This is a genomic window from Agreia sp. Leaf244 (genome assembly GCF_001422695.1).
Classification (GTDB): domain Bacteria; phylum Actinomycetota; class Actinomycetes; order Actinomycetales; family Microbacteriaceae; genus Agreia.
Window position 1 is genome coordinate 108187 of record NZ_LMLX01000002.1, and the last position, 19940, is coordinate 128126.

General features: G+C 64.3%; 24 protein-coding genes and 1 tRNA gene. 6 read left to right on the plus strand and 19 right to left on the minus strand.

The window, feature by feature from the left end:
- The first annotated feature begins 2 nt into the window (after positions 1-2).
- Positions 3-1091 (plus strand): phosphate ABC transporter permease PstA, encoded by a 1089-nt coding sequence (pstA, locus tag ASF06_RS05340; protein ID WP_055944419.1) that lies wholly within the window; start codon positions 3-5, stop codon positions 1089-1091.
- Between the two features lie 17 nt (positions 1092-1108).
- Complete coding sequence (pstB, locus tag ASF06_RS05345; RefSeq protein ID WP_055944421.1) at positions 1109-1888, plus strand: phosphate ABC transporter ATP-binding protein PstB; 780 nt, start codon at positions 1109-1111, stop codon at positions 1886-1888.
- Positions 1889-1992: 104 nt separating this feature from the next.
- Here pstB and ASF06_RS05350 read toward each other — a convergent pair whose 3' ends face one another.
- The 7 genes from ASF06_RS05350 to ASF06_RS05380 form a co-directional block, all read right to left on the minus strand.
- Positions 1993-2856 carry an anti-sigma factor gene (locus ASF06_RS05350; protein WP_055944424.1) on the minus strand — a complete coding sequence of 288 codons (864 nt, stop codon included), beginning with the start codon at positions 2854-2856 and terminating at the stop codon, positions 1993-1995.
- Positions 2856-3452 (minus strand): sigma-70 family RNA polymerase sigma factor, encoded by a 597-nt coding sequence (locus tag ASF06_RS05355; RefSeq protein ID WP_082479633.1) that lies wholly within the window; start codon positions 3450-3452, stop codon positions 2856-2858. Before ASF06_RS05355 ends, ASF06_RS05350 begins: the two co-directional genes overlap by 1 nt.
- A gap of 85 nt (positions 3453-3537) precedes the next feature.
- On the minus strand, positions 3538-4371 hold the full coding sequence (locus tag ASF06_RS05360; RefSeq protein ID WP_055944427.1) for a glycosyltransferase family 2 protein: 834 nt from the start codon (positions 4369-4371) through the stop codon (positions 3538-3540).
- The gene (locus tag ASF06_RS19980) at positions 4368-5393 is read right to left on the minus strand and encodes a glycosyltransferase (protein WP_055944431.1); all 1026 of its coding nucleotides are present in this window, start codon (positions 5391-5393) and stop codon (positions 4368-4370) included. Before ASF06_RS19980 ends, ASF06_RS05360 begins: the two co-directional genes overlap by 4 nt.
- Positions 5390-6466 (minus strand): glycosyltransferase, encoded by a 1077-nt coding sequence (locus tag ASF06_RS05370; RefSeq protein WP_055944433.1) that lies wholly within the window; start codon positions 6464-6466, stop codon positions 5390-5392. Before ASF06_RS05370 ends, ASF06_RS19980 begins: the two co-directional genes overlap by 4 nt.
- On the minus strand, positions 6463-7692 hold the full coding sequence (locus ASF06_RS05375; RefSeq protein ID WP_235500916.1) for a glycosyltransferase family 1 protein: 1230 nt from the start codon (positions 7690-7692) through the stop codon (positions 6463-6465). Before ASF06_RS05375 ends, ASF06_RS05370 begins: the two co-directional genes overlap by 4 nt.
- A gap of 265 nt (positions 7693-7957) precedes the next feature.
- Positions 7958-8587, minus strand: coding sequence for a hypothetical protein (locus tag ASF06_RS05380; protein WP_055944436.1), 630 nt, complete (start codon positions 8585-8587; stop codon positions 7958-7960).
- Positions 8588-8644: 57 nt separating this feature from the next.
- Between ASF06_RS05380 and ASF06_RS05385 the strand changes: the two genes are divergently transcribed.
- The 4 genes from ASF06_RS05385 (at position 8645) to ASF06_RS19085 (ending at position 11168) form a co-directional block, all read left to right on the plus strand.
- A tRNA-Lys gene (locus ASF06_RS05385) sits at positions 8645-8717 on the plus strand.
- A 109-nt stretch (positions 8718-8826) separates the two neighbouring features.
- Positions 8827-9630, plus strand: coding sequence for an FRG domain-containing protein (locus ASF06_RS19080; RefSeq protein WP_162237679.1), 804 nt, complete (start codon positions 8827-8829; stop codon positions 9628-9630).
- Positions 9630-10733 (plus strand): DUF262 domain-containing protein, encoded by a 1104-nt coding sequence (locus ASF06_RS05395; protein ID WP_082500731.1) that lies wholly within the window; start codon positions 9630-9632, stop codon positions 10731-10733. Before ASF06_RS19080 ends, ASF06_RS05395 begins: the two co-directional genes overlap by 1 nt.
- Before the next feature lie 153 nt (positions 10734-10886).
- Positions 10887-11168, plus strand: a complete 282-nt coding sequence (locus tag ASF06_RS19085; protein WP_082500732.1) for a DUF3892 domain-containing protein — start codon at positions 10887-10889, stop codon at positions 11166-11168.
- On the opposite strand, the gene ASF06_RS05400 is transcribed toward ASF06_RS19085, so the two are convergent.
- The 12 genes from ASF06_RS05400 to ASF06_RS05450 form a co-directional block, all read right to left on the minus strand.
- Positions 11165-12301, minus strand: a complete 1137-nt coding sequence (locus ASF06_RS05400) for a tyrosine-type recombinase/integrase (RefSeq protein WP_055944445.1) — start codon at positions 12299-12301, stop codon at positions 11165-11167. The two genes, ASF06_RS19085 and ASF06_RS05400, sit on opposite strands and share 4 nt — an antisense overlap.
- A gap of 2 nt (positions 12302-12303) precedes the next feature.
- Positions 12304-12579 (minus strand): hypothetical protein, encoded by a 276-nt coding sequence (locus ASF06_RS19660; RefSeq protein WP_055944448.1) that lies wholly within the window; start codon positions 12577-12579, stop codon positions 12304-12306.
- Complete coding sequence (locus ASF06_RS05410; RefSeq protein ID WP_055944451.1) at positions 12576-13220, minus strand: recombinase family protein; 645 nt, start codon at positions 13218-13220, stop codon at positions 12576-12578. Before ASF06_RS05410 ends, ASF06_RS19660 begins: the two co-directional genes overlap by 4 nt.
- Entirely contained in the window at positions 13220-13450 is a 231-nt protein-coding gene (locus tag ASF06_RS05415) for a hypothetical protein (RefSeq protein WP_157439088.1), read from the minus strand. Before ASF06_RS05415 ends, ASF06_RS05410 begins: the two co-directional genes overlap by 1 nt.
- A gap of 14 nt (positions 13451-13464) precedes the next feature.
- Positions 13465-13842 (minus strand): hypothetical protein, encoded by a 378-nt coding sequence (locus ASF06_RS05420; RefSeq protein ID WP_157439089.1) that lies wholly within the window; start codon positions 13840-13842, stop codon positions 13465-13467.
- Positions 13843-14057: 215 nt separating this feature from the next.
- A complete protein-coding gene (locus tag ASF06_RS05425; RefSeq protein WP_055944460.1) occupies positions 14058-14531 on the minus strand; it encodes a hypothetical protein in 474 nt (157 codons plus the stop codon).
- Positions 14532-14935: 404 nt separating this feature from the next.
- Complete coding sequence (locus ASF06_RS05430) at positions 14936-17398, minus strand: phage/plasmid primase, P4 family (protein ID WP_082500734.1); 2463 nt, start codon at positions 17396-17398, stop codon at positions 14936-14938.
- Between the two features lie 4 nt (positions 17399-17402).
- The gene (locus ASF06_RS05435; protein ID WP_055944466.1) at positions 17403-17624 is read right to left on the minus strand and encodes a hypothetical protein; all 222 of its coding nucleotides are present in this window, start codon (positions 17622-17624) and stop codon (positions 17403-17405) included.
- A gap of 289 nt (positions 17625-17913) precedes the next feature.
- A complete protein-coding gene (locus ASF06_RS19390) occupies positions 17914-18375 on the minus strand; it encodes a hypothetical protein (protein WP_157439090.1) in 462 nt (153 codons plus the stop codon).
- 54 nt (positions 18376-18429) lie between these two features.
- Positions 18430-18864, minus strand: coding sequence for a hypothetical protein (locus ASF06_RS05440; protein WP_055944469.1), 435 nt, complete (start codon positions 18862-18864; stop codon positions 18430-18432).
- A gap of 14 nt (positions 18865-18878) precedes the next feature.
- Positions 18879-19109 carry a hypothetical protein gene (locus ASF06_RS05445; protein WP_055944472.1) on the minus strand — a complete coding sequence of 77 codons (231 nt, stop codon included), beginning with the start codon at positions 19107-19109 and terminating at the stop codon, positions 18879-18881.
- Entirely contained in the window at positions 19099-19362 is a 264-nt protein-coding gene (locus tag ASF06_RS05450; RefSeq protein WP_157439091.1) for a hypothetical protein, read from the minus strand. Before ASF06_RS05450 ends, ASF06_RS05445 begins: the two co-directional genes overlap by 11 nt.
- Between the last annotated feature and the right edge of the window lie 578 nt (positions 19363-19940).

Below are 19940 nucleotides of genomic sequence, written 5' to 3' on the forward strand. Positions count from 1 at the left end.
TCATGACCACGACAACCGTCGCCGCCCCTCCCATGACCAACACGCTCACCGCGGGCAAGCTGCCCAAGGCCACGCCGTGGCTGCTGCTCGTCGGCAGCTGGATCGTCATGGGCGTGATCTTCGGCCTGCTGATGATGGCCGGTGTGACCGCTGACTTCAACATCGTCGGCACCATCTTCTTCGGAACGGTGCTCTTCGTCATCGTGCTCACCGTGGTATCCCGCCTCTACGAGGGCGTGCGCCGCTCGAGGGACCGCATGGTCACCTCGCTGGTGTCGCTGGCTTTCATCATCGCGCTGCTCCCCCTCATCTCGCTGCTGTTCACCACGATCGTCAACGGTGCACACCGCTTCGACCTCACCTTCTTCACCTACACGATGCGCAACATCGTGGGTGAAGGCGGCGGCGGGCTGCACGCGATCATGGGAACCCTGCAGATCACCGGCTGGGCCACGCTCATCTCGGTGCCGATCGGACTGCTCACCGCCATCTACCTGGTGGAGTACGGCCGGGGAGCCTTCGCGCGGTCGATCACCTTCCTCGTCGACGTGATGACCGGCATCCCGTCGATCGTCGCCGGTCTGTTCGCGTTCGCGTTCTTCGCCCTGCTGACCGGAGTAGCCGGAATCCGGTTCGGCTTCGGTGGCGCCGTCGCGCTCTCGATCCTCATGATCCCGGTCGTCGTGCGCTCGACGGAGGAGATGCTGAAGCTCGTTCCGAACGAGCTGCGCGAGGCATCCTTCGCCCTCGGTGTGCCCAAGTGGCTCACGATCGTCAAGGTCGTTCTGCCCACCTCGATCGCCGGAATCACCACCGGTGTGATGCTGGCCATCGCCCGCGTCATCGGTGAGACGGCCCCCCTGCTGATCATCGCCGGCTTCACGCAGAGCATGAACTACAACATGTTCAACGAGCGGGTCATGACCCTGCCGGTCTTCGTCTACACCCAGTACGCCAACCCGGGCTCGGATGCCCAGGCGTACCTCGACCGAGCGTGGACCGGGGCCCTGACCCTGATCCTGATCGTGATGCTGCTCAACCTCGCGGCCCGAGTCATCGCCCGCATCTTCTCCCCCAAGCTCGGCCGCTAACCCTAAAGGAACCCACGTTGTCCAAGCGCATTGAAGTAAACGACCTCAACGTCTACTACAGCAACTTCCTCGCTGTCGAAGGCGTGAGCCTCACGATCGAGCCCCGAACCGTCACCGCGTTCATCGGCCCGTCGGGCTGCGGCAAGTCCACCTTCCTCCGCACGCTCAACCGCATGCACGAGGTCATCCCCGGCGCGCGCGTCGAGGGTGAGGTTCTGATCGACGGAAACAACCTCTACGGTCCGGGCGTCGACCCCGTGCTCGTGCGTCGGCAGGTCGGCATGGTCTTCCAGCGGCCGAACCCGTTCCCGACGATGTCGATCGGCGACAACGTGCTCGCCGGCTCCAAGCTCAACAACCGTCGCATGTCGAAGTCCGACGCCGACGACCTGATCGAGAAGTCGCTCCGCGGCGCCAACCTCTGGAACGAGGTCAAGGACCGCCTGCACCTGCCCGGTTCCGGCCTGTCGGGCGGCCAGCAGCAGCGCCTGTGCATCGCCCGCGCCATCGCGGTCGAGCCCGAGGTCATCCTGATGGACGAGCCATGCTCGGCTCTCGACCCGATCTCTACGCTCGCCATCGAAGACCTCATCGGCGAGCTGAAGAACGACTACACGGTCGTGATCGTCACGCACAACATGCAGCAGGCCAGCCGCGTCTCCGACCGCACCGCGTTCTTCAACATCGCGGGCACGGGCAAGCCCGGCAAGCTCATCGAGTACGACGACACCACGACCATCTTCTCGAACCCCACCGTTAAGGACACCGAGGACTACGTCTCGGGTCGCTTCGGCTAAAGAGTCTCCACGCACAACGACGAAGGCCCCCTCGGCATGAGGGGGCCTTCGTTGTTGTGCCCTTCGACAGGCTCAGGGAACGGTGGGCTCAGGGAACGGGGTCGCTACGCGCTGGCGATAGCGACGATCGGCGTCGTGGTCGGCGTCTTCGATCCGCCCGCGGGTTCGATCGTGACGCCCACGGTGTCTCCCGCCGACATCGTTCCGTCGAGCAGGTGCCACGACGTCTTGTGGGCGCCCGTAGCGTCGAAGGTGCCCGCGGGGGCCGCTCCGGCATCGTTGATGTACCAGGCCTCGTAGACGCTGCCGGCCGGCAGGGGTTCGAGACCGTCGACGACGACCGCGGAGCGTCCGAGCTCGTTCGACCACACCAGCGTGGCGACACCGCCGCCGTCGACCTCGCTGCGCTGGGACTGCGTGTCGGACGCCGCGTAGATCTCGGCGAGACCCGCCGCCTGCTGGTCGACCAAGACAGGGGTGCCGCCCGTGATCGCGGAGCCGACGAAGCCGCCTCCGACGAACAGGGCGATCGCGGCTGCCGCCGAGACGAGAAGAGTGGCGGGCCGGGCGAACCAGCGCGTCTGCGCCTTCTGCTGGGCCGCACCGGTCTCGACGACCGGGCGCGGGGCATCCGCCGTGCCGCCGGAGACGGTGTTATCGGAGACGGCATCGTCGGAGACCGACCGGCCGTCGGACACCGACGAATCGGAAACGGGGCTGACCACCTCGCGGGGAAGCTGCGGGGTCGACGCGATCGCGGCCATGATGTCGACCTTCAGCTTCGCCGACGGCTCGACGGGAGTCGACGCGAGGCCCAGGAGAACGGCCGTGGCGCTGAGTCCATCGGCCTCCGCGGCAAGGTCGGGATCCGACTCCGACGCTGCGATGAAGCGGTCGAGTTCTTCGGGGGTCAGGGCGCCCAGAGCGAAGGCTCCAGTGTTGAGGCGGGGGTCGTCGTGTGCAGACATCAGGCAACTCCCATTTCGTCTCGAAGGCGGATCATGCCGTCGCGCAGGCGCGTCTTGACCGTTCCGATCGGAATGGCCAGGATCTTGGCGACCTCGCTATGGCTGTATCCCCCGTAGTACGCCAGAGAGATGGCTTCGCGCTGCAGTTCAGTCAGCTGAGTCATTGCTCTCTTCACCCTTTCATGTTCGATTCTGATCTCGACCGATTCGGCCACCTGATCGTATTCACGGTCGACATCGCGGATACCGATCTTGATATCGCGATCGTGGGAGGACTGCGACGCGCGGACGCGGTCGACCGCCCTGCGATGCGCCATCGTGAGAACCCAGGAGAGGGCGGCGCCGCGCTGAGGATCGAACCGTGTTGCCGTGCGCCAGATCTCGAGAAACACCTCTTGAGCCACTTCTTCGGACTGCGCGTGGTCGATCAGCAGTCGTTTGATGAGGCCGAGAACCCGCGGTGCGATGCGGTCATACAGTTCGGCGAATGATCTCTGATCGCCGTCGGCGACCCGCAGCAGCAGGCTCTCGACTGTGTCGAGCGCCTCCATCGGGGTACCGTCGTGGTCGCTATCAGAGGTCACGAGCTTAAGCATGACAGGTTTCCCACCTGAGGCCTGTTGTTCGTGGTCCGTTCACACCAATGATTCGGTGCGGGTACGATGTCGGATTGGTCGAGCCTCAGAGCTTTTCGTATACGCCCTGAACCGGACTGTGCGCGATGAGACCGGCCTCTTCGAATGCGGCCAGCCAGCCGCCCATCGGCCACCGTCCCCACCGGGCATGGAACAGGGCCGCGTTGCGCAGGATGTCGTCGAGGTGCGACACCGGAGGCGACTCGACAGGGTGGTGCTGGTGGAAGGCGCGGGCCGCACCCACCCAGGCGAGCTCGATGCCGCGGTGCGCGGCGGTAGCGGCGAAATCCGTGTCCTCCCCGCCGTAGCCTACGTACGACTCCTCGAAGCCTCCGATACGCCGCCAGGTCGAGGCGGTCACGGCGAACGAGAGCGACCAGAACAGATCATGGTCTCCCCCTCGGATGACCTCGCCCGACTCGGGCGCCGGGCGCGCAGCGTGCGGTTCAGCGAGTGTCTCGATCGTGTCGAGGTCGTAGCCGCGCGACGGCGCGGGGGGCAGGTAGGCGACGGGGCCGCACAGGATGTCGCCGCGCAGCTCGACCGAGGCCGCTGCGGCCTCGTAGGCCCCGATCAGGGCGGGGCTGGGAACGCAGTCGACATCGAGGAAGACCAGCACGTCGGCACCGGCCGCGAGCGCCGCGTCGGCGCCCGCGTTCCTCGCCGCCGCGATCGGCAGGCCGAGCGGATGCGCCGGGTGACGAAGCACACGGACGGGTGCGCGGTCGGGCACCCCTCCCCCGGCGAGCTCGACCGGGTCGTCGACAGCCACGACCACGTAGTCGTCGGGACGTCGTTCGCTGCGGGCCACGGCCTGCCTCTGCAGGTCGAGATGCGCATGCCGCCCATGAACCACCGTGATCACGGCGACCCGGGTCACGCGGGCTCTCCAGCGGGCGCCTGCGCCAGCTCGCGCTGGATGACGGCCGCGGCGACCCGGGCCCCCAGTCCGTCGTTCCACCCGTCCCACAGCTCGCCGTCGAGGCCGAGGGCCTCGTCGAGGAGAGTCGGCCACCCGGTGACGGGGAAGTTCCATCGCACGAGGGCGGGCCACCGACTGCTCCCTGCGAGCACGGAGGCGGTCGTCGTCTGCTCCTCGTGCGGCCTCGACTCGGGGATCACGATCGCGGGGCGCCGCGCAGCCGCCACGTCGGCCAGCGCGTTCTGGCCCGCGTGCGTCACGACGACGTCGGCCGCGCAGATCTCCGGCCACGGGTCCTCCACCCAGCGTCCTCCGCGGCTGCCGAGCACGGTCCAGTGCCAGTCGGGAGTTGCCTCCCGCGCCACAGCGATCGTGGCCGCGTCGAGTGAGCTGCCCCCGGCACCGCCGAGCAGCAGCAGGCGCCGCGGCGCGTCGGGCGTCGCAGAACGGCGCCGCTCGTTCACCCGGCCGCCGAAGCGCGAGATCGCGCCCACGCAGTGCAGCCGGCGCCGGGCCGGCGCGCTGAGGCCGGAGATCATGCCCTCGGCCTCCTGCGGCCAGGCTGCGATGATCGCCGTCGAGATGTCGTAGCCGAGGTGGTGCGCCTCGTCGTCGCGCACGCCCGGAAGAGCAACGGAGACGACAGGGATACCGAACAGTCGGGCGAGCACGGCGATCTCGACCGATACGTCGACGACGATCACGCGGGGCCTCGACTCGGCGATCCAGTGCGAGACCTGGGCCATCCGGTCGCTCAGACCCTGATCGTGCAACGGCACCCAGTGCAGGCGGCCGTGCGCATCGACGTCGCGCGGAGCGGCGGACTCGTCGTCGCGTGCGAGTTCGATCCAGTCGCCGACCCAGCCGACGGGGCGGGGCTGCGACGACAGCCCGGTGACCGGCTGGTCGAGTTCGGCCGCGATCGCCATGGCCCTGTTGAGGTGACCGCGACCCTGGTGATGGATGTAGTAGCCGATCACGCCGCGAGCTCCGCGGGCACGAGCGAGTGGTAGAGCTCCTCGTAGTCGTCGACCATGCGATCGAGCGAGCAGGCCACGACGGCGCGGTGCCGGGCATCGTCGCGCGAGAGGCCGGATGCGACCACCATCGCCGCACCCAGTGCCTCGACGTCGTCGGGCGCGGCGAGCCTGCCCGACAGCTCGTCGAGGATCTCGGGCACGCCACCACGGGCGAATGCCGCCACGGGCGTGCCGCAGGCCAGCGACTCCGCGGCGACGAGGCCGTAGGGCTCGTCCCAGCTGGGCGTGACCACCGAGACGGCCGCCCGCCCGACGGCCTGCATGAGCTGCTCGTGGCGCAGGTGGCCGAGATACCGGGTCCTGTCGTCGAGAAGGGGCGCGATCTCGGCGTCGAAGTAGGCCCGATCGAGGCTCGGACCGGCGAGGTCGAGCTCCATGCCCGCAGCCCGCGCGGCGCGGATCGCCAGGTGGGGCGCCTTCTCGGGAACGAGACGCCCGAACCAGATGGCGGCCGGCCCGCCCGGCCCGGGCATCCATGCGTTCGTGTCGACCCCGTTGTGGATGACCGTGCTCTCGACGACGTGACGCCATGCGCCTGCCGTGTGTCGACTCACCGACGCGTACGCGAGGCTCGACGACGCCAGCTGGGCGGCCGACTCGAGCCACGGCACGGGCGGGGTGTGCAGCGTCGTGACGAACGGCAGAGCAGTGGCCTCGGCCATGGCGACGGGCAGGTGATGGAGGCTGTTGTTGTGCACGATGTCGTACTTGCCGGGGTTGCGGCTGAGGTCGAGCATGAGCTTGAGGTAGGCGTGGTGCTCGCGCATCCACTGCTCGGGCCGGGCCCCGACGTCGGCCCGGGCGGCCGGGCTGCTGGTGAATGTCTCCACGTCGAGGTGCAGAGCGCCGAGCCTGGGGTCTGACCCCGGGGCGGCGAACAGGGTGACCTCGTGCCCGCGTCGGATCAGCTCGGTGGCCAGGCTGTGCGTGTGCGCCTCGAGCCCCCCGGCGAACGGCTCGGCCACGGGAAACCGGCTGGAGGCGATGAGACAGATGCGGAGCGCCCGCGTCATCGAAGGAGATCGCGGTAGAGCGCGGCGTGCGCGTCCGACACGGCCTCGCGCTGGCGTCTGCGCTCGTCGACCGTGATGGAGAAGAGGGGACGTTCGTCGTAGGCGCGAACGACGGCAGAGCCGAGCGAGTCGGCGTCGAGGCCGTCGTCGTCTTGCAGGTACAGCAGCACCGGGGCCTGGTCGCGGTAGTAGCCGCAGTTGGGCGCGAGAACGGCGGTTCCCAGGTCGCGACAGGCCTCGAGCCAGCCCGAGTGGGTGCCGAAGCGGTAGGGCAGCACCGAGAGATCGAGCGAGGCGAGGTACTCCCAGAGCTGCGTGTCGTCGAAGTAGTCGTGGATGCGCAGGTCGATGCGGCCCGCATCCGCGCTCGCGCGCAGGAGCTGGGCGAGCTCGTCGTCGTAGCGTGCTCCGGTGGGCTCCAGGATGTCGCGGTGCCCGTCGATCTGGAGCACGGCTCCCGGCAGGCCGTCGATCGCGTCGAGCAGCGCGCCGATGACGGGAACGGGGTTCATGTTGGCGCGCAGGCTCTTGAGGTGCAGGCCGATGCGGTAGCCGGAGTCGTCGTGCCGGGCCCTGTCGCGCTGACTATCGAGTCGGGCGTGCTGGATGCGGCGCATGGTCTCGAAATCGACCACGTGCGGGTGGGACAGCACGATGGCGCGACGTGCCCACCGGCGTTTGATCTCGTAGGCGGCACCATCTGTCAGCGTGATCACGGCATCGGCGGCGGGAATGAGCACGTCCAGCTGCGCGTCGTGCTGTGCCCTGTCGACGTGGTGCGGGTTGCGGAGGTCGTGCACCGTGTACACGAACGGTTTGTCGTGCCGCCGCAGTTCGGCCACGAGGTCGCGGAGCTCATCCGGCGTTCGCGCGTCGAAGCCGAACTGCAGATGGAAGATGTCGAACTCGTCGGCGTGCTCGCGCACCCAGCCGGCGTCGAGCATGACCGGGGGCCACCAGCGCTGCTCGGCGGAGCGACTGGGGTCGTCAGGATGAGGATCGGCCAGTCGCACGACACGCACCCCGCCATCGCGGGCAGCCGCTGCCGGGCCGCCGGGCGCGGCGACGTCGCCGTCGATCGGCGCGATGTGCCGAACATAGACGTGGGATGCCGGAACGGATGCGACCCGGACGAGTTGCGGCTGAGCGCCGGGACGGATAGGCGAGACGACTCCTGCCGCTGAAGAGGATCGATCCTGCGGAGGATGCGGAAGAAGGCGCGTCATGATCGTCTCCCCCTTACGGCCCGTCTGGATTCAGATGCGCCGGAATTGTTGTGCGGCGTCTGAAAATCAGCATGCCACTCGGCCGCAGGATGCGATTTGCCCCTTGCCAAATACGTGAAGCTGACCTACGGGGGAGAGACTCGACCTGCTCGGGAGAGAAGAGAGTGCCAGGCCGCGGAACGCCTCTCGGCGGAAGGCCGTTCGTAACGGCGGAAATTGGAGCCCGGGGTTACCACGGCCCGGCGAGATATGACTTTACCCGACTTCAGTCGAGGCTGTCCGTTCTCCACAACTTTGCGCAGATAGCGAACTCGGATGCGGTCTCCGCGAAGCGGTTGGCGCGCACGGTCAATGCGGATGCCCGCTCCCCCGAATCCGATTCGGTGTCGTCGGCCTCGGCGGCCGTTCCCAGCGACATGATGCGGCAGAACGCGGCCGCCCTCTCGAGGGCGACGGCGAAATCCCCGTCGAAGATTCCGCGCAGGATCTGGTCGGCGAGCGCGATGATCTCCTGTGGGCCCGTCGGCGAGGTCGCCCCGGCGACGACGGGGTCGATCGTGACGCTGAGCTCGCTGCCCTTCTGGAAGAGATAGCTCGACTGTTCGGGATCCTGACGGATCAGCGCACGCAGCAGGTAGATGCGCCAGAGCGCGCCCGGCAGGCTGTGCGACGATGCCCGAGACCACAGCTCGGCGATCGCATCGATGCCGTGGAGGTCGGTGTACTGGATGAGCCTGTCGATCACGCCCGGGTCCGGATCGGCGCGCACGCGACCCAGCAGGGCGCTGGCGGTGTCGTGGGCGAGCCGGGAGATCTGCGCCGGATCCTCGCCGCCCTTGAAGGCCTCGAACTCCGATCCGCCGAAGAGTGCCGGTTTGCGATGGTCGCTTGTCATGCGTCCATCCTGCCTCGGTTCGATCCGAGGTCAAAGACGCGCTAGATTAGTGGCTGCGGGCCTCTAGCTCAGTTGGTAGAGCATCGGACTTTTAATCCGCGGGTCGCGGGTTCGAGCCCCGCGGGGCCCACCGTATTTACTGGGATCGTGGCCACCCTTTCTAATAAGCCAAGGTCAGAACCCCTCCGAAACCCCTCGCCTGGGCGTTGCATCTGGCTGCAGACTGCTACTTTGGCGAAGTGCCCATCACTGAAGTGATCCTCAAAGACGTTCCCGAGCTTGTAAGTTGGGCACTCGCCCAAACGCCGACCAAACAATTCTGGTTCCGCGGACAAGGCTGTGAGACCCAAGGCTTGGTGCCCTCACTTTGGCGGCGGCTCTCGCCTAAGCCGCTCGACTTGACAGCAGTTCCGGCTAGTCGCGTGCTGGAAGTCGAGCAACGACTACTCACCAGATTTCGCCAGCGTAGCCTGCCCTATTGGCCCGCTGGTTATCCCCAGTCCGACTGGGAACACCTGTTTGCTATGCAGCATTACGGTCTGCCTACGAGGCTGCTGGACTGGACGACCAACCTACTTGTCGGAGTATATTTCGCATTGGATCATGATCCGACTCGATGCGCTTGTGGCACCGGTAAGTGCATGCCCACGCTTTGGATGCTTGATCCCATCCTCTTAAATCAGAGCAACCCGAGATTCGACGGAATTCCAGTCAATATTCTCGCCACCAGTGATGACGTGCTGGATCCTTGGCAGCCAGGCGTGGACCCAGGAACTCTCGGCCCCGCGCCAATAGCTCTCTACGGGACACATAACAGCGATCGAATTGCCGCGCAGCAGGGGTCTTTCACCGTCGCGGGTAAAACAATCGAGCCTCTCGACGTGATCGTGGCTGATATTCCCGACGTCTTGAAAAAAATTTCGCTAAGCGCCGACCGGAAGACCCTCGGCGCGCAACTGAGCCTGATGGGCGTAACTCAGTCCACGATCTACCCGGGCCTCGCCCAACTAGCACAAGACATAGCTTTAGAGGAGATTGACTAATGAGTTCTCTAGAAACCGAGATTGCAGAAGGACGCCGTGAGGTGTCTGCGGATTCAATCAGCATGTCAATAAGCGAGTTGACGAGTCTCTACAAAGAAGAGACCCTCGTAATTCGCCCAGAATTCCAGCGACTCTATCGATGGAGCATCGAGCAAAAAAGCCGGTTAGTCGAGAGCGTGATGCTTGGAATTCCGCTGCCTTCCATTTTTGTGTCTACCGACGAAGAGGGCCGATGGGAATTGGTCGACGGTCTCCAGAGAGTTAGTACACTGCTCGAACTCCAGGGTCTTCTTGAGGGTTCAGACGGGCAAGTGAAGCCAGCCCTCGTGCTCAGCGAGACTAGGTATCTGAAGCATTTAAGAGGCAAGTCCTGGGATGGCCCTGAGGAGTCGCAGCTATCGAAAGCCCAAAAGCTCGATTTGCGTCTTGCACGGCTGGATATCCGTGTAATCAAACGTAGCTCCGACCCCAAGGCAAAATTCGACCTCTTCCAACGACTCAACAGTTTTGGATCAGCTTTGACGCCGCAGGAGATACGTTCTGCGCTCATCGCCGGAGTCAACGGCGATGCCCTTGCTTGGCTGCACAAGCTCAGCACCTTGAAGTCGTTTGTCGACACAGTAGCTCTTGGAGATCGACTCTTAGAAGAGCAGTACGACCTTGAGCTGATTTTGCGATTCCTGATGCTGCACAACTTCGACTTTCAAGGCAAGCGCGGAGGCCTCGGGGACTTTCCCAGCAAGCTCGATACTTGGGCTCTGGACTTTGCAGAGAAGTTTCCTGAGAACAAAGATGAGTTGGAAGTGGTCTTTTTGACCACGTTCTCTTCGCTCGCGGTGCAAGGAACCGATGTCATCTTCCGAAAGTGGGATGCATCCTCGAATTCATTTCGGGGAGGTTTTTCGAACACGTCCTTCGAGGTGATAGCGCTTGGTGCCGCTTTCCATCTCGCTCAAAACCAGCCGTACCGGGCAGATGTCTTGGAAGCCGCGAAGGAGCTCTGGAACTCCATGGGTACAACTATCGGCAGCGTGACCGGGCTCGCTACGGGCGACCGATTTGCAAAGACTCTGCGGCTCGGTAGAGAACTCATGGCCCCGTAGGAGCCAAGCCCAATCCGTGCGGTAACTAGACGATAGACACGAACGCGTCGAACCTCGGGACATGGTCGTGCAGTCGCTGGGGTGTAGCTGGTGTCGGTGGTAGATGAGACCCTTACGGTGAAGTCGCGAGAGGCGCGGCGAAAAGGGAGAACCATGGCTGTCCAGATCACTCACGTTCGCTTTTCCGGTTTCCAGAAGACCCACGAGGCCATAAGCACTTTTCGATGGAAAAACGATGGTGACGGCGATACCGGCGACTCCTCCAAGGCTGAGATGGTGGACTACCTCGATAACAGAGGAGGTAGGGCCTTCGTCAGCAGCGGCGCCAACCGTGTGGAGGTAGGAACTGTGCACCCCAGCGGGGGCACGCCATACCTCCGTACTTATGCAGACAAGGTTTGGACAAATAACCTTTTGAGCCTTCCGACTTTCTAGGCACTGCCAACGAACGCGTCGAACCGCGCGACATGGTCGGTGTAGTCGCTGGGGTACAGGTGGGCGTAGATGGTGTCTGTGGTGGTGATAGACGCGTGGCCCAGCCACCGGCTCACCTCGTACGGTTTGAACCCAGCAGCGAGCCACAGGGACGCTGCTGTGTGGCGTAGGTCGTGCACGCGCATCTCCGGTAACCCGAGGGCGCGCAGGGTGGGGCGGAAGTAGTTGCGACGGAAGCTGCCCACGTCCAGAACGCGCGTGTAGTCAATCTCGGCCACTCCCCCGAGCTTCCGTCCTGGCCACAGCAACGCCTCTGGGTCTCCGCTGCGCGGGTGCTGCATTTTGTACCGGCGTAGCTCTGCGATTAGCCCGCTGTGCATCAGGGGTACGTCACGCGTGGAGCGCTTGGACTTCGGCGTGCCTACGACCCACTCGGCCTTGATCCGCTGCACGGTCTGGCGCACGTTGACGTGGCCGCGCACTAGGTCCAGGTCTCGCACGCGCAAACCAGCCAGCTCTCCGGCGCGGAGCCCGGTGTAGGCCGCGAATCGAACCAGCAGGCCGTAGGGTGCCTGAGCGTCGAGCCGCGAGCCGATGGCCTCAACCTGTGCAGTCGTCAAGAACACTGCTGCGAAGTCCTCGACGGTGTCCGTCTTGGGCACGCGCACCCCGTCGCATGGGTTGTGGCTCAACAGCCGGTCGTCCACCGCGTGCCGGAATGCCTTCTTCAGCGCAACGTAGTGGTGGTGCACGGTCGCCGGGGCGAGGCCGGATGCCGAAAGCTCGACCAGCCATGCCTGTACCTCTGCGCGGGTGACCGTGGAGGCGCGGCGCGAACCGAACTTCGGCAGAACCCGGTTGTCATAGATGGTCTGGTAACCCTGAATGGTGCGTGCCTTCAGCCCGGGTGCACTCGCGGCCAGGCTGCCCTCGACCACCTCACGCACGGTGCGGCTGTTCTTCACAAGAGGGTCGGTGCTGTTCCCGACTGCAAGCTCGTTCTCGACTTTGAGGGCGAACCGATCGGCTTCGCGCTTGACCCTAAAAGAGCGTTGTTTGAAGGCGTCGCCGGATCGCCAGCGAACCTCGTAGGCGGTGCCGGTCTTGCGTTGAACTTCTCGCACGTGGGCCATGTTCAAACTGCTTTCTCGAGAAGGGCGGTGGGGTGGAACTTGCCGAGGATCCAGGTTGGCTCGGCCTTGGATTGCCAGATGTAGCGGCAGTGGAGAACGATGAGGGAGGTCTGGTAGCCAACGCTCACGATCTTCACGGGGTGCTCTTCGCTCTCCAGTACGACGTGCCCAACCCGCAACTTGGCTGCGATGGTCTGCCGGGTCTTGGGGTGCAGGTTCAGCCCCGGTGTTGGGTGTCCGGCCTGTGCTGCGGCGAGCATCACCTCGTCCTTGCTCACGCTGCAACCTCCTTGGCCTTGGCACTGCTGTAGGCGCGGCGGACGGTCGATTCGTGCCACTCGGGCAGCCCTGTGGGTGAGAGCACATGCTCGGTGGTGAGCTGCTGGGCGATACGCCCGAAGCTGAGGCCCTGTGCCCGGTCGAGGACAATGCGCCGTAGGACGCCTGCAGGGATGGCCGACCTGCGCCCGTTGCTCAGGCCGCGAGCCTTGCGTGCGGCGAGTGCATCCTTGGTGCGGGTCGAGATGAGCTCTCGCTCCAACTCTGCAAACGTGTTCAGCATGTTGGCCATGGCTCGACCGCCCGGTGTGGTCAGGTCGATGGCGTTGTCCAACACGATGAGGAACCAGCCCTGCTGTCGGGCGTCGTCGATGATCGCTGAGGCGTGGCGAACCGAACGTGCAAGACGGTCGAGCTTGGGCACGATCAGCCCGTCGAACTGCCCGCTACGCAGAAGGTGCAGGGCCTGCCGCAGGTTGGGGTTGACGTGCTTGCCGCTGGCGCCGAGGTCGCTCATCAACTCGACCTCCCAGCCGCGGGTAGCGCACTCGGACAGAATGGCCTCCGTCTGGGCCTCGACGCCCAGCCCTGAGCGCTCCTGCTCGTCGGTGGAGACACGCACGTAGCCGATGACCCGCATCAGACCTCCCTCCAACCCTTGTCCTCGTCGGCCCATCGGAGCTGCACGAGAGCGCCTGAAGGCAACTCGCCGATGCGCTCCTCGGCCACCAGGTACACCACCTGCGCCCCGTCCTCGCTCGACACAGACACCGGCGCGCTGAGCCTGCTCTCGTTGGGCAGGTCGGCCAGACGCACCACGGCGTCCTGGGGCAGGGCTTGAAGGTACGTGACCAACTCAGCCACGGTCATCTCTGGACTCGACATCAGACAGCCGCCTTCGTGGTCGGGGCCTTGGGCTTGGCGGGTGCAGCCTTCTTGACGGGTGCCTTGCGAGCAGGCGCGGGCTTGGCCTCGACGGGCTTGGCAGCGAGCTTGGCGGCGCGAGCTGCATCTCGCTCAGCCTTGCGCGCGGCACGGGCGGCTACCTCCTTGGCCTTGGCTGCGGCTGCGTCAGAGATCCGCTTCTGGTTGCCCTCACTCTGCTGAAAGTAGGTCCGCATCGTGCCGGCCAACTGCACCGACATCGGGTCGACGTCGTAGCCGGTCTGAGCCTTGATCCAGGCCGCATAGTCGGCCATGACGGGGGTTATTGCCTTGGTGGCAAGTGCGGCTCGCGGGGCTTTGGGGGTGGTTGCAGTCATGGGGTTTCTCCTTGGGTTGGGATGAGGCGAAAGGCGGTGATGTCCGTTTCCGCCTGAGAACGAAGTATTCGAGCCGAGCCAGCAATAAGGCAAACTGTTTCGGAGAATCCGACGAGACGACCATTTGCCTGGTCGGAAGCGCCCGGGATGGGTACGAGTACCAGCCCTGTGGGTCTCGTTGGGCTACGGCCCATCCCTGTGGGCCTCCGTGGGTGTTATCGGATGCGTCGCTTGCGACGGGGTGCCGGGCCTCCACGCTCCACCTCGGCCAGCCACGCTGCCCGGCCCTCGATGATCGCCAATTCCTGCGGGTCCATCTCCTGCGCGGGCTCCTTGACCTTGGTCCGCTCGATGCGTGCGCCGCTGCCGCCGTTGCGGATGGCTTTGCGTCGGACGCGCTCGCGCTCCTCGGTCTGGGCGTCCCGCTGGTCCTCGGACATGGGCACGTCCGGCAGGTCGTCAACGACTTCTGCATATTCGAGAAGGTCGTTCTCATCGACCTCGACGTCAACCAGGATGTCGGCCACCACGCCCTCGAACCTGCTCACCGTGACCTCCAACTCCTGCTTGCCTGCCAGGCCCGCTCGGTCCAGAAGCGACTCGGCGGCCTTCACCCGCGTGGCTGGCGGGACGTTCTCATCGAGCATGATCTGCACAAGCTGGTACGCGGCCTTGTCGCTGGCCTCCATGATCCTTTGCTGCGCACGCCGTTTCACTTGAGGCGCTCTGGCTCCATGGCTGACACAGACGTTGGAGCCGAGGGCTGGTGGTCGTCCGCACGGTTCACCGTTGCGCTTGTGGGCGGAACAGAGGATCGCTGGTGGCTTGCGGGCTGGCTTGTCATTCATGGTGTTCTCGCTTTCGTTGTTCGAAGGGTCGCTTGATCGAAGGGTCTGATGTCTTGGGGGTCGAGGGGATGATCGAAGACTGCAGAGTCCTCATCGCTTGAATTTCTGTCATCGGAACGGGCAGAACCGGGTCATACCTAAACCCCCTCTCGAAGCACAAGTAGGAAGGGTTTAGGTTCGACCCCGTTCTGCCCGTTCTGAATCACCCACGATCTGCGGTAGCTCGCAGATCGTGGGGCCTCGGGCTATTCCTCGTCCGTCGGGGCTTCCCGCCAAGCCAGCCCCACAAACACGTTCGGGTTGGTCGGGGTCTTCTCCTGCGGGTGCCGAATGTGCGGACCGACCTTGCGGGCCGGGTAGGTGACTTTGGCGGCAACCTCCGGTGTGAGGCGCTTGCGGGCCTTGAGTACGTGATGTGCCCGGGCTGTGTCGTGCGAGGTGAGGGCAGCGGCGTAGTCCTTACGGGACCACTTGCGGCGGCTGTTGTTGTCCGCCCACTCGGTCAGGGCCGCCCAAACGTGGCCCTCAAGGACGATAGCCCCGGGCTTGAAGGTGAAGTGGTCCGACAAGAACCGCAACATGTCGTCTGACTCCATCCGCCATGCTTCCCACGACTCGCGCAGCCGATCGGGTTCTTCTGGCATCTTCTTGCCGTTGTCGTACCAAGCCCTTGCGCCCTCGACCAGCCAGGCCAAGACTGCAGGCTCCGGCACAGTCCGGAAGTGCTCCCGGAGGCCGTCTCGCGCTCGCCGCTCATTGGTGCGACGGTTCGGGTGCCGCACGAACTTGTAGGGGAACACGACCAGCCGCAGGCGACGCCAAACTGCGTGCGTGGTGTCTGTGACGAGGGGGCGGTGGTTCGTCGTGATGAACAGGGTGTGGCTGGCCTCCCACGACTCGCCCTGTTTGTAGTGGGCGCGACCGGACATTCGCTGCGTGCCGAGGAGGTCTTTGAGGCGCTTCATCGGAATTTCTCCTTCTGGCAACTCCTCATGCATGACGAGTCGCTTGCCTCGCAGGCGCATCTTCTCGACGGGCGGCGCACCTGTCGGCGCAAACAGGACCTTCTCTGGAAGATCGCCCGCGTAGGCGGGGCTGCCCTCGTCTTGGCTGTAACCGAGGCTGGTCGTGATCGCATCAAGCAGGGTGGACTTGCCGTTCTCTCCGCCGCCCTCGAGAAAGTTCCCCTTGTCGTCGGTCGGTGGGTATCCGGTAATGGCCTGACCGAAAACCAACTGCATATGCCGGCGGATGTCCTCGGGGATCGCCTCCAGGACGTGATCCCACATGCTGAGGCGAGCACCCTTGACGTAGTTGATCGGTGCAATCATCGTCCACCGGAAATTGCCATGGGGCTCCAACTTGCCGGTGGGTAAATGAAGCACCCCGTTCTGGCAATTGAGGTGATCCGGGTAGTTGTCCCACAAACTAATGGACTCTTCCAAGAGACCAGTGAGCAGGTCGCGGACGGAGGCGATTTTCGTCTTGGACAGCAGCTTCATGATCTGCCCCGGGGATGCACCAGCGGCCCTCTCGACCTCGAACAACCGATCCAACTCGTCTTGCACGACGAGGGTCAGATGGCTACGCGTGGTCGGACGCCAGACCTTCCCGGTGTTGCGCAACCAGTCACCCCCACTTCCCAGTTCAGACACGAATGCGTATTCACCCCGCAGCCTGTCGGCTACGTAACGCGAGAGTGGACTGTCCGAGAAGCGCTCTTCCTTCACACCAACCCCGGCACCCGAGGGCTGGCGAGCCTCCCCGCTGTAGGCCTGCTCAAGTGAGCTGTCGGACTCGGCCCGCGTGTACGGCGCATCCCGGTCGCCCTCAACAGCCTCCTGGTAGGTGTGCAGTACCTCGGAGGCCTCGGTTTTCGCGTACCGCTCATCGCGGAGTTGGCAGGCTAGCCAGAATCCAGTCTCGTTTCGGCCCTCGCCGTCGTCCTGAACACGCCTCAGCGCGACCCTGAGGAGTTCCGACACGGCGCGCCGGTTTCCGGTAGCTGGGGCACCAGTAGCTCCCGCACCCGCGATAAGTTGCGATAGCTTCGCGGCACCTCCGGGCGTCTTGCAAATGTCGTTGAGGTCCGTACCGTCGCCCAGATCGATCGATCGAATGGAGGATGCAACACCGGCAAGCCTGGTCGACCAGCTATTGCCGGCCTTCCTGCCTGCGCCGTCGCCGTCGAACGCAAGTACAACGTCTCGGCCTCGCAGCGGCTCCAACTCGGGTCCCTTTGGAACACCACTTGCGCCGTTCGTCCCGATCACAGAGACGAAGCCGAGGGCGATTGCAGACAGCGCGTCCGCTTCGCCCTCCGTGACGATGACAAATTCGGATTGCTTACCGAGTACAGCAAGCGGGTACAGGCGCGAAGGACTGCCCATCCCCTTCGTGCTGTAGATTTTCCGAAATCCTGGGGAAGGGTGCCGGTTGTACTTCCGTACGTTGACCAACACCCCGTGCTTGTCCCTGATCGGGTACCAGATGCGCTGACCATCGAACCCGACCTCGAACTCATCGATCACGTCGTCGGTGATGCCTCGTCCATGCAGATACGCCAGCTCCCTCGGGGATGCCCGCAATTTGGAGTGCCAGCGGTCAACGTCCGCATCTGTTGGCAGCGGCGTTGGAGGATCTAGTGGAGGCACCAAGGACGGCTCGATGTACTCGGATCTGACGCCGGAGAGCTTGATGGAACTCATCTGCCTACGCCTTGGTCGCGTCGGTGTAGCTACCGAGGATGAAGGCGACGATGTCGTCGCTGGTGAGCAGGACGATCAGGCCACCCGGGCGAGCGTAGGAGATACGGCCCTGCTGGACAGCTCTGCGGAACTGACGCTCGGTGATTCCGTACTTCGCTGCCAGCGGGTGCGACGCGGCGTTGTTGAGGCGGTAGACCTCGGTGGTGGAACTCTTGCGGTTTGACACGGGGCTCTCCTAGAAACAGGTGAGCTGCGTTTTGGCAACAAAAAAGCCTCATGCAGCTCACATATGAAATGTGAAGCCACACGAGGCAAGTGGACGTTGACAAACCGATCGTTCTGACCCGAAGGTCCAACGCTTGGGACTGTGCCAAATCGAACGGCAGACTTCGCCGACGACCTCTGTACTCCTACTGGAGAAAATCAGTTACGCATATAAGTTTCGTGGTTGCCCGACGAGTCGAGCGGATAAAGCTTACCTCAAGTCAAGACGGTCCCGCTTGAGGCGGTTCGGTTCAGCTTTCTGAGAGCCTGTCCGAGAGCCGCACGGTCTCGAAGTGATCGCCACCGGACGGGGCGTCGAGGACGATCTGCACGCCGTGATGTTCAGTGGTCGCATCGATGGCTCGCAGTAGTTCCCATCCTCGCCACGGCCTAACTGCACCGCGCGCGTAAGGATAGAAGAAATCTTGCAACTCACAGGCCATGTAATCGCCGCTCAACCGTTCGCCCCGATCCCGCCAGATGACCAGCCGTAGCGCTGCCTCGATGGGTACGCCTCGACCGTGCGTGACTAGTTCCACCGCGGGCGGTGCAATGAGGCGCGTTGTTGCTCGCTCAACTTCTGTGAGCCGTCGAGCCAGCGAGCGCGCCGGGGCGGCCATTGCAAAGCTGATTGGCTCTTCGTGCAAGGTAGTCGCCCAGTAGTCGTACAACGCCGAGAGGGGCGCAGCCGGTAAAATTGTTGAGGTAAGCACGGTTCCTCCTAGAACCCTTGTCGCCCCGGTCCTCACAGGCCGGGGCGCTGTTCGTTAGATCGAGACCGGGGGACGGAGCGTCGGGAACTTGCTGACCAGCGCCGCGTACTGGGAATACGGATCGTTCAGTCGGTTGGCATGCCATTCGCTCTCGCGCTCGGCCCGCTCCAATCTCTCTATGGCCGCCTTGGCGCTGGCGACGAGTGCGGTGTGACGATACGCAACAGCTTCGGGGTTGGCCCCTTCGTTGAGTGCGAAGCGCACCTCACGGCGGATAGCGGTTTCGAGTTCGTCGGCCGCGACGAGGTCGACATGGACGCCGTCCATGAACTGGCGTGCGTTGGACAAGGCGTGGTTCTCGAAGATTCGCACGCGGTCGAAAAACTCGCCGTCCACCCTGGCGATGTTCTCTTTCTCTTCAATGGAGTTTGCATAGGCGCTTTCGCGGGCAGCAATGCGGGTTTGGTCGGGGGTGAGCGGGATAGCCATCGTCGTTCTTCTTTCTAAGAGAGGTGGAGGTTGCGGTTGATCTTGGCGGTGGCAGAGATGCGGTCGCGGGTTGCGGTGCGCTCGTCGACCGCCTGGAACGACGCAGCGAACTCGTCTTCCGCCCGCTTGATCTCTTCTCGAAGGCTGTCGATGGCAGATCGGTACTTCTTCCGCTGCTGCTCCAGCTGGAGCACGGTCCCCTTACCCGAGGTGGGGTAGGCGGGCAGTTTGATGTCAGTTGCCATGGTTGGTCCTCTTTCGTGTGATCGTTGCTGGCCGGGTTCGGCCAGCTGTCTTCTTGACTCGGAGCGAGTCGGCCACCTCGGGGTAGACGAGGCCCATCGTGGTCAACATGTCGCCGAGCGCCTGCCGAACGAACGTCACCTTGGCGACGCCGGACAGCTCGACCAGATGCTCCAACGCCCGTTCGTACTCGGGCGGGATGGTTACGTCTAGCCGGTCGGTGTTGCCGTCTGGCTGGGGTCCTCGTCGGCCCATGGGGTTCCTCCTAGTCGGGTTGTATCAAAAACTCTACCGGGGAAGTTGTTGCCGCCGCTTGATGCGCAATCGAAATGAATCCGCATTCGAAAGTGCAGGTCAGAGCGCACTTTCTAGATCTGACGAATCGAGCGGCAGATGCGGCCTAGGTCGTAGCGTTGAAAGCCAGCCAGCTATCTAGGAGGAACACCATGGCACCCGAGGACAACGACACCAGCCGAGGCGGCTACGGCCTCGAACGCGGCGAGTGGGAGAGCCGACGACGCCCCGACGGATCACAGCGCCCCGCCACAGCAGCGGAGCAGGCACGCGACCTCCGACGTCAGTTCGGCCGTGAGGCGACGGGCATCCGTCACCCCCCCTCGGAAACCCCTCCGACCGCGCCTAACCGGGCTGATCCGAAGCGCTCCGCACCTGCCTCCCCGGAAAGCGAATATTGACCACAGATCCCATAGAGTGGGCGCAAGCACAGCCTTAAACGGTTCGACTCGGTTCCGTTCAGTACAGGCGGAGAACCCCTCCCGTGCGTTCTTTTAATCCGCGGGTCGCGGGTTCGAGCCCCGCGGGGCCCACCGTAT